The following is a 16632-nucleotide window of genomic DNA, read 5'->3' on the forward strand; positions in this document are numbered from 1 at the left end:
GCTTGGTGCCAATAGCAAGTCAGGCATAAAACTGGCTATTGGTGCCAAGCATATCGCTTCATATCGACGCGCCCTCGCCTCACCAGCACCCCCTCCTTTGTCAAGCAGGCTATCTGACGACGTTCAGACTCTGAGCCCGACATAAAGGCTAACCGCCCATCGGCTTTAATAACCCTATGCCAGGGCAAAGTTGAAGACGGTGGCAAATTACGCAGTACTCTACCTACATATCGCGCATAGCCAGGCAAGCCAGCGCGCTTTGCTACATCACCATAACTAGCGACCGTACCAACGGGAATTGCTGACACGACCTGCCAAATTCGTTGATTCAATGTATCACTTGCTTCAGGCATAGCTACTTACAACAGGGCATCTTCAGTCACGCCAAGCGATGCTAATGCTTCATGATCCGCTAGCCACTCGAGTTTAGGCGGGATCACTAAGGTAGTAATAGTTTTAAAACTGGCATTGGGTAATTCAGATAAAGGCAACCTTTCTTCGCGATGCCCCTCAATGGGTAGAACTGCCGCTTCATAAAGGATCACTTCATGTTCTGGTTCATACCAACGCAACAACTTGGTCACGAGTGCCTGTACACGATCGCTATAAGTGTGAAACTGAGTGCACGTCAGATCGCCGACCACACCAATTTGCCAAAGCACCACCAAAGCCGACGGATCTAACGGTCGCTGATAAACTAAGAATTGTGTCGCCTCATAGGACTGCAAACCACTCATGCCAGGATCTAAACCTAGATCAGCATACAAGCAGGCGTCTGCAGAGATCGCGGGTTCCATAATCGCTTCATAGCCCTCTTCCCTCGCCTGCTTAATAGCGGCGTGAGGCACATCAGCGAAAACCCCCGGGTGACCATAAAAGATAGCGCATACATTCTTTCCTGCTCGTAAAGGCTCCAGTATAGCGAGTTCCATTTCCCGATAGGTTTGCCTGCGATCTTTCTGTCCATCTTTGCCATACAACAGCGAAAGGTCTATCAACGCCGGATACTTGCCTTTTAACCAGGTCAACGAAAAATCATCCATCATCGCCAACACAACATCTGCTTTATCAAGTTCCGACTCGACGCGTCGAGTCAAATGACGACCTAACTGTATCCCAAACCCAGTGATCACCAATTTACCTCTAAGCAAATTATTCGCCTTTAACAATGGCTAACTCCTTGTCGCTCTTCGCCGGGTTCTCTTCAATCTCGCGGTACAAAGAGATGCGGTTACGACCACTATTTTTCGACGCGTATAACGCTTGATCGGCTTGTTCTACCAGTTCACTTAATGTAATAGCTTGTCCTTCAGCAACCGATATACCGAAGCTTAATGTAATCGTGACAGTCCTGTTTTCAGCCTGAATAGGTCGTAAGGCGCTTTTGCATCGCTCAGCAATATGCATCGCCTGCTGATAACTGGCCCGCGGTAAAAACAATACGAACTCTTCGCCACCGGCTCTGGCGATAATGTCATGACCGCGTAATCCCTCTTTTAGCTGATTCGCTACCGTTTGCAGAACGCGATCGCCGATACGGTGACCATAAGTGTCATTTACAGCCTTAAAGTGATCGATATCTGCCATAATTACTGCAAAGGGTTCGCTACAAGCCAAACTGGACTTAAGCAGTTTCTCACCATGCTCATAAGCATGTCTGCGGTTAAACACTTTCGTTAAACCATCAACTTCGGAAAGCTGACGATAATATAGATTTCGTTGCCGGTAGCGCGTCAGCAGCATCAACAGCACAATCAGTAGTAATACTGCGCCAGCCAAAATAGAGGCCAATAACCAACGTTGTTGATTGATAGCGTTCTCACGTAACGTCAGCAGTACTTTATCTTTTTCTAGCAGCTCTAGTTGTTGCGCTTGCTGCTCAGTTTCAAATTCTGTTTGCAGGTAGGCGATACGCATCGCCTTGTTGTCATCCATCACTTTCTGCACCGCGATCATATACTGGCGATAGTAGATAAGTGCGGATTTCAGATCCCCTTGCTGTTCACTTAACTCAGCAGCGAGCAGAAAAGGTTGTTGTAGTTCGTCCCAAAGATTGTTTTCTATCGCGTTGGGGATCAAGGATGCTAACATCGCTAATGATGTTGCTGGCGTACCGAGTTCGACGGCCAAACTGGCTTTGGCTAAACGGGTATTTATCACACCATAGAGGTAGTTGAGCTCAACAAAATCATTTTCCGCCAGCTCGTAGTGCTCCAAGGCTTGCTCATAAGCTAAGCGATTAACATAAACATCCGCTATCACGCTGTGGGCATTGGCTGCATAAAGCTTTTCTGAAGATAACTGGCAATACCCTAACTGTTGCTCTGCTGTTTTTAATGCGGCGTCATACCGAGACATGTTGAGGTAGATGACCGAAGCAGCCTTCGCCACCATACAACGTTCGCCATCTGTCACGCCGTCCGCAATCGTCGATATTGCCACCGCCTGCTCGACATATTGCAACGCCTTATCATGAGCACTAGCGCGGGAAAACAGCTCGGCAGCCAATGTTAAAACAGATAACTGAGCATCTTCAGAATTTACTTTAGGCAACAGTTGTAACGCATAATTTAAATAAGAAAACGCTCGGCCATAATCACTTTCTAGATCCGCGACTTGACTAAGAAGGTGATAAGCTCGCAATTCTTGTGCGGGTTTGAGATCAGAATAAAACAGCTCTGAGATAATATGCTTTGCGGACTCATATCGTCCGTACAAAGTATGCTGATGTGCTTGCAATAATGATAGTCGGTCACGTTGCACTGGTGTTAAGTCCGCAGATGCTTCGAGTCGCTCAATCAATACTTTCACTTGCCCTGTATCGCTAACACGCAATCGCTCAGCGGTAAGCAACAATTGCTCGGTATTGGTTTCGTCGGCACAATAACCAGCTAGCGGTGTCCAATAAATGAACACCGCAATAAGCATTAAATACCGCATCTATTTCGCGTACGAGTTTACTGTTTTCTTGGGGTTTGCCTTGGCCTGTAACCCGGTCAACACTTCCAAAGCAGCCACATCCTGAGCTAACAATAGCTGCTGTTCTTGCGCTGACAGTTCAGCATCAGCCATTAACTTTTCAGGCTCTAATTGGTATGCAGTAGCAAATGAAGCATCAGCTCCTAACTTATGCATGAAATCAATTAATTTGGACATAGTTCCTTCCTTATTCCGTCAATGGTTCTTCTCTCAAATCTACGAATAGTGCAAGAATAATTAATGACTGCACTGCGATCTACCTAATCAAAACTAGCGACATTTACTCGGTAGAGCAAGGTTAAATAAGCAAAAACTGGTTTAAATTCATTATTATAAGAAAGACAAACTAAAATATACCATTGCAGCGCTATTGATAAAGTGACTAATCGGAGAGTGTGCTTAAGACGGGGTTCAATGGCGCTTGATAGAATTCGACCCGATCGCGCCCAGCTCTTTTGGCTGAATAGAGTGCTTTATCCGCACAGTCGATCAACTTATCTAACGATGCCGTTTTATCGGCCTCATCGACTACTGCAGCACCATAACTAAGTGTAACGGTAACCATACGTCCCTGCTCATGAACTGGCACCATAGACAAACGACACCTGTCTATCACAGCCTGCGCTTGTGCTTTGTTGGCACCGGGCAAAAACAGGGTAAATTCTTCACCGCCGGTACGGGCTAAAATATCGTTTTGTCGAATGCTGCTACGTAATTGGCTTGCAACTGCTTTTAACATGCGGTCACCGGCAGCATGACCATAGGTGTCATTCACCTGTTTAAACCAATCGATATCAGCCATGATGACGGTAAAAGGTAAACTACGTTTTTGATGAGAAGCGTATACCCGTTCAGCAATTTCCAATCCGTGTCGACGATTATAGATCTCGGTTAATCCATCCACGGATGCCAAATGCCGGAACTGATGACTATTACTTTTATAACGGGTCATCAGGTAGAAAAGCAGCAAACAGACGCCGACCGTCACAGCCAACACCGAACCCAATATCCATAACCGCTGGCTACTGGCTGACTCACGTAACTCGAAAAGCTGTTGTTCTTTCTCCAACAGCGCGAGTTGACGATTCTTTTCATTGGTTTCAAATTGGGTTTGTAAAAAGGCCATGCGCTGGGCCTTTGCATCATCCATAATGCGGTTGGAAATAATCCGCTGCTTTTTATAATACTCCGCCACAGCCTTGTGATTGCCCTTCTTCTCTTCTAGTTCAGCGGACAATAGCAATGCATCTGCATACTCAACTAGCATTTCAAATCGTTCCGCCTCAGGCACAACGATGTCTAACAATTGCTCAGCAGCCTGATCATCGCCCATTAATACCAATAGCTTTGCTATCTGCAACTTCGACTCAATGATCCCCCAGCGATAGTCAACAGCTTCTAAATGAGCCAGACCTTCAAGTGCTTTTTCATAAGCTTGTTGATAACCGCCACGGGAAGACAACATTTCTGAATAAGTCAGCTTAGCCATGCCCAGGTAAAGCACCTCATTGCCAGCCTCGCAAAACTTTAACGCTTGGTTGTAAGTCTCTTCAACCGCCAGATCATTTTTCATCTCTTGATAGACAAACATCAAACCAATCAGTGCGTCACATTGCGCTTTATCCGTGCCGATTTGCTTAGCAATAGCCACATCACTTAATGCGTACTCTTTGGCTTTCTCATGGTCTCCGGCACCGATGAACTGCTCGGCAGCAACACTGTACACAATCTGTTGTGAGGCAATATCTGTGGTTAACTCGACCAACGGCAACATCTCATTCAGATAACGAAACGCTCGCTCGTAGTCACTTTCCACGTAAGCCATCTGTGACAGCAACGAATAGGCGCGGATCATCTGCTCGGTAGCGAGGTCATGATAAAACAGGGAATTGATTTTCTGTTTGGCGTGTTCATAAGCACCTTTCAGTATCAACTGATGTGCGTCGACCAAAAGTAACCTATCCCGCTCTTTTTGCGACAGCTGGTCAAAATTGCTATTTAATTCAGCAAGTAGCGCTTGCACTTTGGCTGGTTCAGAGTGGCTGAGGGCTTCAGCCTCAGTCAATAGACTATGATAATGAGAAGAGGTTGCGTGAGCCTGAATGCTAGTAAAATAGATTAACAACAAGGCACAAAAGCATACTGAAGACAGTCTGAACTTCAGTATTTTCTGCTTGCTCAACTTTTTTCCTAACAAAAAATAGACACTCACATAGTATGCGGCATTAAACGGGCCGCTTTCCCTTGTATATTTCGCTAGTTTACTTAATCCAACGATGAGGCGCCACGGTTCCTTTAGCGATAACGAAAATTCTGGTCAGGCCAAAATAATGCAGGGAGGGTTTCCCAAACTGGGTCTATATTTAGAGTGATTCGATTAATTAGGGATGATAACGAATGTCTAACCCCGCCCACAAAATATTGGTATTAGCTACCACATCCTCACTAACCGATGCTGAATCAAATATGTTGGTCGAATTAACTAGCGATGCTGATCGATTCATCAATCATAACTTACCAATAGATTGCCGGGGGCAACATCGCTGTGGCATGGCCTTACGAGCAACGCCCATCAAAGCCTAAGCTTACAACAAGTCTTAGATTTGGCTGATTAGGCAGCTTCATAGGCCCGCAGCATTACCATAGGATAGAAGGAGATATACAATGTCTGTACCCATAACGAAAGTCATGTTGATTGTTTCAACTGCTACAGAGGCAAATGCTGATTCTGATATGTTTGTCGAGTTGCATATCGCCGGTTTATCAAGTGCTGAACTCCCCTTAGCAGGCACCCAAGGCACATCAAAAGTATTTGAGATTCCAACATCTGGTGAACTAAACTTGGATCAGATTTCCCCGGTAGATATAGAGCTCAGCGTCGATGGCGATGCGCCATCAAGCTTTAACGCATGGTTACCTGGCAGTTGCTATGTGCTTGGCAAAGGGGATTCAACCGATTATCAGTTACTCTGCGCCATTCCTGAGTGGCCCAGTTCAATCTGGTTTTGTGCTGATAGTAATGCCCATGAGGATCCGCCCGCCTTTGGCGGCATAGTGAAGTTACAGATGGTGCTTGACGCCATGTAGCGCCTAAAGGGGCGAGATGCTGCCCCTTGATTTTTTCCTAATCTTTGACAAACACGCGAAAAGAAACGTCAATAGTCAGCGTTAAATGCTCAAGTGAGGTCACCTTCTCTATCCCCTCTTTCGGTGCGCGATGCATGTGTGGCGTCATTCCCAACAACCGTTCAATATCTGCACGTGGCAGATCACGTTTCACTGTCAGTCGCTCACTGTGAGACAGCGAAAAACCTGCCTCTATCGCCCCATCATTGGACGCCGGCTGAAACGGTTTGATTGTCGGATAGAGCAACTTCCGCATTTCGATCAAATGATCTTCATACGTATCAACCAGTATTAGCACGCCACCGGATTTAAGAGTATCAGCAAAAGAGTCATAGCAATGGAAGCCGAATGCACAAAGAATAAGGTCAGTACTCGCCCTATTTACGGGAATAGACTTATTACTCGCTACAATCCATTGAATCGATTTGTCGCGTTTGGCCGCAGCTTGCACTGCCCATTTTGATATATCTAATCCGCAGATAAGTACCTCTGTCGCCAGTGATAAGCGGCGCAGATGAGTGGCTAATTCAGTCAAATAGTAACCCTCACCACACCCGCCATCAATCACTGTATAACTCTCTAGCGAAGAACGAGTAGTGAGCTGTTTGCTTACAAGATCATTGATTTTCTCAGCTATCGCATCGTAATACCCGCCAGCCAAAAAGGCGTGGCGCCACTGCACCATCTGCTTAGAATCTCCAGGGGAAAGGCTGCGTTTGTTTTGCACCGGTAGCAAATTCACATGACCATTACGTGACTTATCAAAACTATGGCCAGCACCACAAACCAAACGCGAGGGCTCAGCGACCAATGGTTTTGCGCATAGCGGACAGACAAGCTTATTCAATGGGGAAACTATCATTAACGGATGCCACTTAGAGACTTTCAGCGCATATAGTAAGCCAACCTGCGAACAGCGGCCATCCCTCTATTAGACAAGGCTCTGCATAACTACACATGGTGCCTTGTCGATAGACAATAACGATAGAAAGTTGCCGATGACTTTTATCGCTTTGCAATCGGGCGCTCTAGCGTTCAATTTCAACGCAATCACGTCCATTTTCCTTGGCGCGATATAGTGCATTATCCGCCCTCTGGATCAGTTCAGACAAATTACTGTCATCTGCTGTTAATTGCGCCACCCCAATACTGACTGAAACCTTCATATCAACGGCAATAGTCGAGGTATCAATGTCTGAGATCTTTTGACGCAACCGCTCTGCAACCTTAGCCGCATGATCCAGTCCGGCTCCGGGTAATAGCGCTAAAAACTCCTCTCCCCCAGTTCTGCCAACTCGATCCTGATAACGCATGACGGACAATGATGCTGGTGCAATCAGTCGTAGCACTTCATCACCACCGTGGTGGCCATAGGTATCATTTATGCGTTTAAAGTAATCAATATCAAACACAAGTACTGAGAATGGCGCGTGTTCAGCTCTCGCATGATCGATCATCTCTTTGCCACGTTGAAGGATGTCACGCCGGTTAGGTAATCCTGTAAGCTCATCAGTTGATGCTAACCGGTGTAGCTGCCGCTTACTGTTCACCTGTCGAATGAGAAACACCAAGGCTACCAACAAAAGTACGCCACCAAGAAACAGCACTATCAGTTGCCATCTCCGTCGCTCCTCTAACGACTCGACCTGCTTTTGCTTAATTAAAGTGTCCGCTTTCAAACGCTCATTTTCAGCTTCTTTTCTTGCGACATCAAACTCAACCTGCATTCGAACCGTTTGCTGCTTACGCAACATAAGATCGAGTTGTTCATGATTGCGCTGATACTCTTCAGTGGTTTCATAGGCTTCCTGCCAGCGTTTCTCTGCTGACAAGGCTTTAGCTTTTGCTTGCAGCAACCAAGCTAAATATCGAAAATTCTTCTCTTTACGAATGCTGGGTTCAGCGAGGTCAAAATAATCAAGTGCCTTTTGGTTGTCACCCAACTGGTAATGTGCTCGTCCGATAAATAAGTGCACTAATGCCGATGTGCCAAAATCTGGATGTTCGTCGAAAATAGCTTCCGACAACGACAAATGCTTAAGCGCTTGCGTAGGTTTCTCTAGAGCAAGCATTACCCCAGCAATGTTTAAACGCGAAAATGCAACACCGTAATCATCAGATTGAGCTAAATAATAATCTAATGCATCGCTATATAGCGTATAAGCTTGTTGATATTGGCCTTGATCCTCAAGCACCAAGGCAATCTGTTCACGTATCGCTAACAAGGCACTGACCTTGTCCTCTTCAAGAAAAATACGCTCCAACTGTTGGTAATACTCCAGCGCACGATCAAAGTTACCTATTCGGCGGTAGGTATTCGCTATCGAAGCCATGTTTTGGCGGATCCAATAGGTGATATCAGCTGATTCGTAATACTTCTGTGCAACAAGAAGATCCCCGAGACCAAGCGCTAACTCCCCTTGATAGGCATAGAGATCGCCACGGCTCGAATATGCATCGGCGATCAATTGCTCATGTTCACTGTTGGTAACTAGCTCAATTGCAAGGTTGTAATCTTGCAAGGCCAGATCGACATCACCATATACTTGCTCGTAATAGCCGCGACAGAGATGGAAGTCCGCTATCGCAGCCAAGTCGTTGGCGGCTTCAGCCTCAGCAATATAGTTAGTAGCCACCGCAATGAGCTTAGGTGGTGTCTGAACATCGTTCGGCTCCAAGCTCCAGCAATGTAGACGTTTCCAACGCATTAACAACGCTTTGTCGGCCACATCAATGGTGTTATATAGCGACTGTAAACGCCGTTGGAATTCTGCCGTAGTGACATACTGCCCAGCTTCTAGCGCATCAAACTCGCGCTCAATTTCTGATGGCGCGGCAGCCCAAATAATGCTGCTGCCCAAAATGACAATCAGCGTTGCCGTTGCTAACCGGCTGAAAATTTTAAACAAGATGAAACCTTATAGCTTTTAAGTTGGAAATATTGGGTATATAGCCCTCAGAACCGCATTTTACCGTGGAACAACGATAAGTTTAGTACTGAATGCAATAGGCTTGATCTCAAACAGACATGTCTAATGCATATTAATGGTTCGTCGATAGGGTTGCCTAAGCTGGCGTTAATGGCGCCGTAATTACAAACCGCAAACCACCACTTTGACCATGAGAGGCTGTTATCTTTCCGCCTAGTTTTTGCGTCACCATATTGTAGACGATATGCATCCCCAGCCCGGTGCAGCCCCGGTTTCGACCCGTCGTAAAAAAGGGTTCAAAAAGGCGACTCATCACCTCATCGGAGACACCAGCGCCATCATCTTCATAGCTGAGTGTTAAATTATCGGCCGTTGCTTCATAACTAATGCCTATGCGATGGATTTGGTTTTTCTCAAAGCCATGCTTAAGACTATTTAAAACAAAGTTGCAGATAATATGGCTAAATGCACCTGGATAACTGTCAAGTTCTAAGTTCTCATCGCCCTTCACTTCTATTTCTACCTGATACTTCTTGGTTTCCGCTTGCAGGCTAGCGACGACCTCACGCACATACGTACCCAACCGGAAAATTCTGCGATAGCCACTGGACTGGTCGACAGAAACCTCCTTGAAGGTTCTAACCAGTTCGGCTCCCCGATGGAGGTTATATTCGAGAAGTGAGAGCACTTCGTCTGATCGCCCAAAAAAACGCTGTAGTTCGCTACGTTTTAATTTTCCAGCGTCAAAACTATTCACGATAGACCGAAGATCATCGGCCATCGTCGTCGTGGCAGTTAATGAGATACCTAATGGCGTGTTTATTTCATGGGCTACGCCAGCAACTAACTGGCCAAGTTGAGCATTTTTTTCTGTTTCCACCAAATGGCTTTGTAGCTTTCTTAACTGTTCAAGGGTATCTGACAATTCAACATTCGTTGAGCGTAACAACTCGGTACGTTCCAAAACCTTGCACTCTAGCTGAGCCTGATCTTCTATCACTCGGCTGGTAAGCCTATTAACCAGGGCTAAAAGCTGCGATGGCTCTCGGTAACGGACGTCTACAGAAGACTGACCATAGTCACCAAGGGAGATACGTGCGACAAGGTTAGACAACTGTTTAAACGGTGCTAGGAGTCGCTTTGCCACGATAAACGATACGATAAGGACAGCCGTCAATAGCGCTGCCAGCACTAAGCTAAGTTGAATAATGGTTTTATTAACCTGCGTCGACACCATGGATTTCGGTACGCCGACTTCAATCACTAACGATACGTCAGCACCAGCATCCTGCTCCACGACGTAAGTAATATAGTCGCCGCGATCATACTGGCTGTTATACGCATCGTGATCGTTAATAACGATGGAAAACAATCTCGCCCCATCCAATGTGCCAGACACCTTATCTACCATCTCATCAACATCAATGAACATAACTAACGCACCAGTTAAAGTGGTGGTCGGCGCATCTTTCAAGCTAACAAGATGCAGTGGAGTCATGAAAGTGACAACTGAGCGAGAGTCTCCTTCGTCAAACGATAACGAAATAATATCGACTTTGATTTCATCGGTGTGATCGGCGAGAAGATTTGTTTTCAAAAAGTCCTGCAATTGAGAATCGATCGCTGATAAGTCGTACAATAGATACTCAATAGGGCTTGCTTCTGTGGCTACACCAAGACTATCGAATATCACCGCGCCGACACCGGATTGCTCTCTAACCAGCCAGCGATCGAGTTTTGCAGTAGCATAGCCGGCGAAAGCACCATTTCGTGACGCTTGCGCTACATCATTGTCGCTCCCAATTTCGACGACGCGCTCCATTGTTCCGGTGATATCTGCTGCAATTAGCCCACCAACAGCATCGGCTTGCAACCTGGCGCGGTTTTGACTTTGACCGACGAGAACTTCCTGTAAGGTGGATACAAAACCAACGCTGATTAACAGAGCAGGCAGCAAAGCAAAGCCAACAATGACTGCGACTAAAATACGACTTAACTGTGGTTGATCTTTATCCGTAATATTCATTATTTCTGCGTTTCTGACTGACGTCGCAGCTCTCGCTCAGCATGGGTTTGCATAAACTCAACCGCCTGCTCTCCGGTCGCTTTACCTCGCATATAGAGCGCAACTCCCTTAGCCATACCGATCCATGCGGCGGACATTTCTGGCGACGGAGGCATGGGGATCGTGTGCTCCATCTGCGCAAAAAACACCGCCATATCTGGATCATCTTTGAATGATTGCTTAATTTCGCTATACGCCTGTGTTGTTGTCGGCATCATCCCAGTCTCCTGATACATCACTCTCTGGGCGTCTGCCGTCAGCATGAACCGAACAAAACTGTCGATATCTGATTTTCGGTGTCCGTTTAAGGCGTCCCCCGGAAACATCAAGGTAATTGAAGAGCTCATTGACCGCATTCGAGCGCCGTCGACCTTTGGTAACATGGCAACACCAAAATCTAGTCCAAGCTTTTGCTTTAGCTGGTTAAATGCCCAGTCGCCATTGATCGCATAGGCGTACTCACCGGCAATGAACTTTTCATAAACACACTCATAGGAACAGCGCATGTTAATAACGCCGAGTTCAGTTTGTTGCCGATAGTACTCTAAGCCTTTAGCAATCTCCGGCGAGCCAAGTTGTATGCCATTGTCATCAACAGGTACTCCACCAAACGCCGTCAAAAATGGTATCACCCAGTACATTTCCATCGGCTTCCAGGCAATTAGATTTACTCCTTTCCCCTCTACAATCTCTCGTTGAGCGATTAGCCCGGCCCAACTGTTCGCAGACTCAGCAACCAGGCTCTTATTGAAGTAGAGCATCAAGTGGTTGCCGTAAAGCAAAGGAACGCCATACTGTTTGCCGCCATCAGTCACACTGCTTGTTGCCCCCTCGATCATCGGTTGGCTAAACGGTTCAGCGATCTCTGATAACTTCAAAATGGCACGGTTACCAATAAAGTCTGATGGTGCAAAGATAATGTCAGGGGCGACGCCCTCACCCACAGCTCGAATCGAAGAGGCTTTCAGGTCACCAGTCGGCATGTGCTGCACAACAAGCGTTATCCCGGTCTCAGCGTGAAATTGCTGACCAAGCTTGGTAAACGCACTTTCTGCTTCAAATTTTTCGTACCAAAGTACGAGTTGGCGCTCTTTGCCCAATACCCCAGCACTGATCGGCAATGAAGCGACTAAGATCAACCAAATAAATCTAACGAAAAAAGTGTATCTCATTGTCATGTCGCCCTATTTCTCCTGAGTAGTAAGCATGGCTAAGATAGAATATTTTTTCCTCTTCTTGGGTCAAATAATCATTCGTTAACGGGGAACCAAATCACGGTCTAGCAATCAGATTGCCTAAGTCTGCTCCGTATTGGCATTATCATCACCGAGCAACTATATCTAGCTAACTGTAGCCAGTACATTTTCATCCAGAATAATAAGGTGGAACCCACTTTGATAAGAATGCCCATTGATGAGTTAAAGCACCGCAGCGAACAACACCCCGACAAGATCTATTTACGCCAACCGGACAATGGCCAGGTTCAAGACTATAGCTGGGCACAGGTATACAGCACTGCAACGCAGCTTGCAGGCGCGTTAGTACATCAAGGGTTAAAAAAAGGAGATCGTGTCGCTATTATCGGGAAGAATTGCGCAGAGTGGTTTATAGCTGACTGGGCGATCATGATGGCAGGAATGATATCGGTTCCTATCTATCCAACGGTCGGTAGAAAAACGCTGGCTCACATACTTAATCACAGTGAAGTAAAGCTAGCGTTTATCGGTAAGTTAGACAATAACCATGCCCTATCTGAGGTGGTAAAGAATACCGCATTCAGCACCTTGCTAACCGTTGCCATGCCTTATCCAACAGTTCCATGTGATTTTAGCTGGGCCAATTTCTTAAACGTGGCACCGCCTCTTGCTGACCTTCATACACCTGATGATGATGAAGTGATGACCATCATCTATACCTCTGGCAGCACCGGTACCCCAAAAGGCGTTGTGATGAGTTACGAGGCCTACCGCTATGCGAGTGCCCAAACCCAATTGAGTTTAGGCGTACTTGATAGTGATCGCGTGATATCTTATCTGCCTCTAGCTCATATCACCGAGCGAGGCGTGATCCAAGGTCCTAGCCTGTATGCGGGCTGTACCGTCTATTTTGTCGAGTCGTTAGCTACCTTTATTGAAGATCTCAACCGGGCACAACCAACATTTTTCCTATCCGTGCCCAGACTTTGGAACAAATTTCTTGCCAATATTCATGCGCGACTGTCGCCGAAGAAGTTATCATTTCTTCTGTCACTCCCTATCGTAGGTAACGTCGTTGCGCAAAAAATACGCCGCACGTTGGGGCTGGATAAAGTCAGGGTTTTCGGCTCAGGCTCGGCGCCGATATCGCCGGAAATACTCCGTTGGTATAAAAAACTGGGAATGAACATTTCCGAAGGCTGGGGAATGACAGAAACCGGTGGGCTTTCCTGCTGTAACCTACCTTTCAACGAACTGCATATCGGTAGCATCGGCAATCCTATAGAAGGTACTGAAATTAAACTGTCGAAACAGGGAGAGATACTGATACGCTGCCCCGGACTGTTCCAAGAGTACTATCAGGATCCTGAACTCACCGAAGCTAGTTTCACTGAAGATGGCTTCTTTTGTACCGGAGACAAGGGCACTTTTAACAGCGAAATAGGCGCCTATCAGATCACTGGGCGTGTCAAAGAGCTATTCAAAACAGAAAAGGGAAAATATGTTGCCCCCGTGCCACTGGAGTCTCGCCTTGGTGAAAACGAATTACTAGAGCAGATCTGTGTCATGGGCACGCTAATGCCACAACCGGTCGCCGTTGTCGTATTAAGCGAGACCTCCAGCAAAATGAGTAACTCGGCGATCGAACTTAGCTTATCGGCAACACTCGAAAAGATTAATCGACGTTTGGAAGCCCATGAAAAGATCGCTCAGATATTCGTAGCTAAAGACGAGTGGACAATAGAAAACGATCTATTAACCCCAACCCTTAAGATAAAACGAGCAGATATCGAGGAGCGTTATCTTCCGTTGATCGCCAACCTTTCAGAAAAAAAGGTAGCGTGGGAACAATAGCTACCCAGATAGAAATAGAAATAGAAATAGAAATAGAAATAGCGTACTGAATCGATATCAGCACGCTATTTCTATTAAAGAGGGATCAAAATGAGGTACGTTTGTAACGACGGTATTCCGGCTTCCAAAAGCTGTCATCAATCGCTTGCTCTAGGGCGTCGTCACTGATCTGAGTAGCCACGCCATCTGCCATTGCAGCAATAGCGACATCAAATGCAATTTTCCGGCTAACTAACTGCACATCTTCCATCGGTGGCAGCAACGCACCTACACCATCAATAGCCAGCGGAGACGTATCAGCTAGAGCGCGACTAGCAGCCATCAACATATTATCAGTGATACGCTTAGCACCGCAGGCCAGCGCCCCCAGTCCAATACCTGGGAATATGTAACTGTTATTGCACTGTGCTATCTCAAACACCTGCTCACCTAATGCAACGGGCGAAAATGGGCTACCCGTAGCAACAAGCGCTTCTCCCTGTGTCCATTGCAATATCTCTGCGGGCGTTGCTTCAACGCGACTGGTCGGGTTCGACAGTGGCAACACAATCGGCCGAGAGCAATGCTGATGCATCTCTCTAATTATCTGTTCAGTAAATAGCCCTGGCACCCCAGAAACGCCGATCAATACACTCGGTTTCCCCTGCTTCACGACGTCGAGCAGCGACACATTGCCCTCTTCGTCACTCCAGTGGCCGGTTGACTCGATACTTTGGGTCAATTTTTGTTGAAACGGCAACAAATTGGGCATCCCATCTTGGAGAAGGCCCCAACGATCGACCATATAAACCTGTGATCTCGCTTGGCTATCTGAGATCCCTTCGGCCACCATCTGCGCAATAATTGCTTCAGCGATCCCACAACCAGCGGAACCGGCACCAAGAAAAGCTATACGTTGTTGGTGCAGAGCGCTGCCAGCCGCTTTACAGGCCGCGAGTAATGAACCAACCGTAACCGCTGCAGTACCCTGAATGTCATCATTAAAGCAACATAGTTTATCTCGATAGCGTTCTAGTACGGGCATCGCATTCTTCTGAGCGAAATCTTCAAACTGCACCAGCGCGTCAGGCCAGCGTACTTTAATCGCTTCCATCACATCATCAACAAATCGATAGTACTCATCGCCGGATATACGGGGATGACGCCACCCCAGATACATGGGATCATCGATGAGCTGAGGGTTGTTGGTGCCCACATCTAAGACTAGGGGCAGCGTGTAGGCGGGGCTAATGCCACCACAAGCGGTATAAAGGCTCAGTTTTCCTATCGGGATCCCCATGCCACCAATACCTTGATCGCCCAACCCCAAAATACGTTCGCCATCGGTAATAACGATCACTTTTACATTATGACGAATAGAGTTATTAAGAATATCTTCGATACGCTCCCTGTCGGGATAACTAACAAATAGGCCACGAGAACGACGGTAATTGCGAGAAAACTGTTCACAGGCGTGACCAACCGTCGGCGTATAGATGATCGGCATCATCTCGGAAATATGATCAGCAACCAGCTTATAGAACAGTGTCTCATTGGTGTCTTGAATGTTACGTAGATAGATATGCTTATATATGTCAGATTCAAACGCTTTATACTGCAGATACGCACGCTCACCTTGCTCCTCGATGCTCTCAATAGCACTCGGAACCAGCCCTTCAAGATTGAACTCTCGCCGTTCAAGCTCGGAGAAACCACTGCCCTTGTTGAGTAAGGCAGTTTCTAACAGAATAGGGCCAGCATAAGGAATGTAGACGGGGCGTTTATCAGGCATCAGATGACTCGTTATTGGCGCCAACGGGCGATTGTTTTGTTTAGATATATCTTAAAACGCAGTTAAGACTGCAATTTCAGACAGTGTACCACCGCCATCCTTTTGATAGAAAAACAAAAGAATGGCGCTTCAAGTCATTTTTAATCTCGAAAATTATCGAACTGAAGCGCTTGCTCTAACTCTTCCGCCCTTAGCATTGCGATAACGGACTGCAGGTCGTCACGCTTTTTGCCGGTAACCCGCACCTTTTCACCTTGAATAGACGCCTGAACCTTTAGCTTTTTCTCTTTGATTAACTTGACTATTTTTTTTGAAAGCAAAGTGTCGAGTCCCTGCTGAAAACGCACAATACGACTAAATGACTTACCTCTATGGATATCCTTTTCGTCGATTTTAATCGCTTTGGGATCGACATTTCGTTTAACCATTGCGGCACGCAGCATGTCTTCCATCTGCTGCAGTTGGAAATCACCTCCTTCCGCTTTAATGGTTACCACCAGTTCCTTTAAATCAAAGCTCGCTTCGACATTTCTAAAATCAAAACGGTTGTTCAGCTCCCGACTCGCATTTTCCACAGCGTGTTTCACATCCACGACATCGACTTCAGAAACAACATCAAACGTAGGCATCTCTATTATTCCTCATACACAAAAACATAGGGTTAGAAGCGGTCAACGTATTCTAAACGCTAATCTGCTTTGAATCATGGCT

Annotated in this window: 14 protein-coding genes; 3 read left to right on the top strand and 11 right to left on the bottom strand. The window is 46.4% G+C overall.

Features of this window, described 5'->3' with window-relative positions; genetic code table 11:
- Positions 1 to 35: 35 nt before the first annotated feature.
- From DU002_RS02015 to DU002_RS02035, 5 genes are all read right to left on the bottom strand, one after another.
- On the bottom strand, positions 36 to 353 hold the full coding sequence (locus DU002_RS02015; RefSeq protein ID WP_114336669.1) for an MGMT family protein: 318 nt from the start codon (positions 351 to 353) through the stop codon (positions 36 to 38).
- A 6-nt stretch (positions 354 to 359) separates the two neighbouring features.
- The gene (locus DU002_RS02020) at positions 360 to 1151 is read right to left on the bottom strand and encodes an SAM-dependent methyltransferase (RefSeq protein WP_114336862.1); all 792 of its coding nucleotides are present in this window, start codon (positions 1149 to 1151) and stop codon (positions 360 to 362) included.
- A 1-nt stretch (position 1152) separates the two neighbouring features.
- On the bottom strand, positions 1153 to 2940 hold the full coding sequence (locus DU002_RS02025) for a GGDEF domain-containing protein (protein WP_114336670.1): 1788 nt from the start codon (positions 2938 to 2940) through the stop codon (positions 1153 to 1155).
- Positions 2941 to 3156: a hypothetical protein gene (locus DU002_RS02030; protein WP_114336671.1), complete on the bottom strand. Its 216-nt coding sequence runs from the start codon at positions 3154 to 3156 to the stop codon at positions 2941 to 2943. It lies immediately after the preceding gene.
- A gap of 205 nt (positions 3157 to 3361) precedes the next feature.
- Positions 3362 to 5161 (bottom strand): GGDEF domain-containing protein, encoded by a 1800-nt coding sequence (locus DU002_RS02035; protein ID WP_114336672.1) that lies wholly within the window; start codon positions 5159 to 5161, stop codon positions 3362 to 3364.
- Between the two features lie 215 nt (positions 5162 to 5376).
- Between DU002_RS02035 and DU002_RS19250 the strand changes: the two genes are divergently transcribed.
- Together DU002_RS19250 and DU002_RS02040 are read left to right on the top strand one after the other, a co-directional pair.
- Positions 5377 to 5562 (top strand): hypothetical protein, encoded by a 186-nt coding sequence (locus tag DU002_RS19250; RefSeq protein ID WP_147271757.1) that lies wholly within the window; start codon positions 5377 to 5379, stop codon positions 5560 to 5562.
- Positions 5563 to 5643: 81 nt separating this feature from the next.
- Positions 5644 to 6066 carry a hypothetical protein gene (locus tag DU002_RS02040; protein WP_114336673.1) on the top strand — a complete coding sequence of 141 codons (423 nt, stop codon included), beginning with the start codon at positions 5644 to 5646 and terminating at the stop codon, positions 6064 to 6066.
- A 37-nt stretch (positions 6067 to 6103) separates the two neighbouring features.
- On the opposite strand, the gene DU002_RS02045 is transcribed toward DU002_RS02040, so the two are convergent.
- From DU002_RS02045 to DU002_RS02060, 4 genes are all read right to left on the bottom strand, one after another.
- Positions 6104 to 6967 (bottom strand): putative RNA methyltransferase, encoded by an 864-nt coding sequence (locus DU002_RS02045; protein WP_114336674.1) that lies wholly within the window; start codon positions 6965 to 6967, stop codon positions 6104 to 6106.
- Between the two features lie 166 nt (positions 6968 to 7133).
- The gene (locus DU002_RS02050; protein WP_114336675.1) at positions 7134 to 9014 is read right to left on the bottom strand and encodes a GGDEF domain-containing protein; all 1881 of its coding nucleotides are present in this window, start codon (positions 9012 to 9014) and stop codon (positions 7134 to 7136) included.
- A gap of 157 nt (positions 9015 to 9171) precedes the next feature.
- Positions 9172 to 11061: a sensor histidine kinase gene (locus DU002_RS02055; RefSeq protein WP_114336676.1), complete on the bottom strand. Its 1890-nt coding sequence runs from the start codon at positions 11059 to 11061 to the stop codon at positions 9172 to 9174.
- Positions 11061 to 12272, bottom strand: coding sequence for a sugar ABC transporter substrate-binding protein (locus tag DU002_RS02060; protein ID WP_158537936.1), 1212 nt, complete (start codon positions 12270 to 12272; stop codon positions 11061 to 11063). Before DU002_RS02060 ends, DU002_RS02055 begins: the two co-directional genes overlap by 1 nt.
- Before the next feature lie 231 nt (positions 12273 to 12503).
- On the opposite strand from DU002_RS02060, the gene DU002_RS02065 reads away from it, so the two are divergent.
- A complete protein-coding gene (locus DU002_RS02065; RefSeq protein WP_114336678.1) occupies positions 12504 to 14150 on the top strand; it encodes an AMP-binding protein in 1647 nt (548 codons plus the stop codon).
- Between the two features lie 85 nt (positions 14151 to 14235).
- Here the strand turns inward: DU002_RS02065 and DU002_RS02070 are convergent, their stop codons facing one another.
- Complete coding sequence (locus DU002_RS02070) at positions 14236 to 15924, bottom strand: NAD-dependent malic enzyme (protein WP_114336863.1); 1689 nt, start codon at positions 15922 to 15924, stop codon at positions 14236 to 14238.
- A 137-nt stretch (positions 15925 to 16061) separates the two neighbouring features.
- Positions 16062 to 16550, bottom strand: coding sequence for a YajQ family cyclic di-GMP-binding protein (locus tag DU002_RS02075; protein ID WP_114336679.1), 489 nt, complete (start codon positions 16548 to 16550; stop codon positions 16062 to 16064).
- Positions 16551 to 16632: the final 82 nt, after the last annotated feature.

Origin of the sequence: Corallincola holothuriorum (assembly GCF_003336225.1) — a bacterium.
Classification (GTDB): Bacteria; Pseudomonadota; Gammaproteobacteria; order Enterobacterales; family Neiellaceae; genus Corallincola; species Corallincola holothuriorum.

Bases quoted from the DNA above. Each gene is read 5' to 3' on its own strand.
- DU002_RS02015 (WP_114336669.1), bottom strand. From the start codon at position 353: ATGCCTGAAGCAAGTGATACATTGAATCAACGAATTTGGCAGGTCGTG.
- DU002_RS02025 (WP_114336670.1), bottom strand. From the start codon at position 2,940: ATGCGGTATTTAATGCTTATTGCGGTGTTCATTTATTGGACACCGCTA.
- DU002_RS02030 (WP_114336671.1), bottom strand. From the start codon at position 3,156: ATGTCCAAATTAATTGATTTCATGCATAAGTTAGGAGCTGATGCTTCA.
- DU002_RS19250 (WP_147271757.1), top strand. From the start codon at position 5,377: ATGTCTAACCCCGCCCACAAAATATTGGTATTAGCTACCACATCCTCA.
- DU002_RS02040 (WP_114336673.1), top strand. From the start codon at position 5,644: ATGTCTGTACCCATAACGAAAGTCATGTTGATTGTTTCAACTGCTACA.
- DU002_RS02045 (WP_114336674.1), bottom strand. From the start codon at position 6,967: ATGATAGTTTCCCCATTGAATAAGCTTGTCTGTCCGCTATGCGCAAAA.
- DU002_RS02055 (WP_114336676.1), bottom strand. From the start codon at position 11,061: ATGAATATTACGGATAAAGATCAACCACAGTTAAGTCGTATTTTAGTC.
- DU002_RS02060 (WP_158537936.1), bottom strand. From the start codon at position 12,272: ATGAGATACACTTTTTTCGTTAGATTTATTTGGTTGATCTTAGTCGCT.
- DU002_RS02065 (WP_114336678.1), top strand. From the start codon at position 12,504: ATGCCCATTGATGAGTTAAAGCACCGCAGCGAACAACACCCCGACAAG.
- DU002_RS02075 (WP_114336679.1), bottom strand. From the start codon at position 16,550: ATGCCTACGTTTGATGTTGTTTCTGAAGTCGATGTCGTGGATGTGAAA.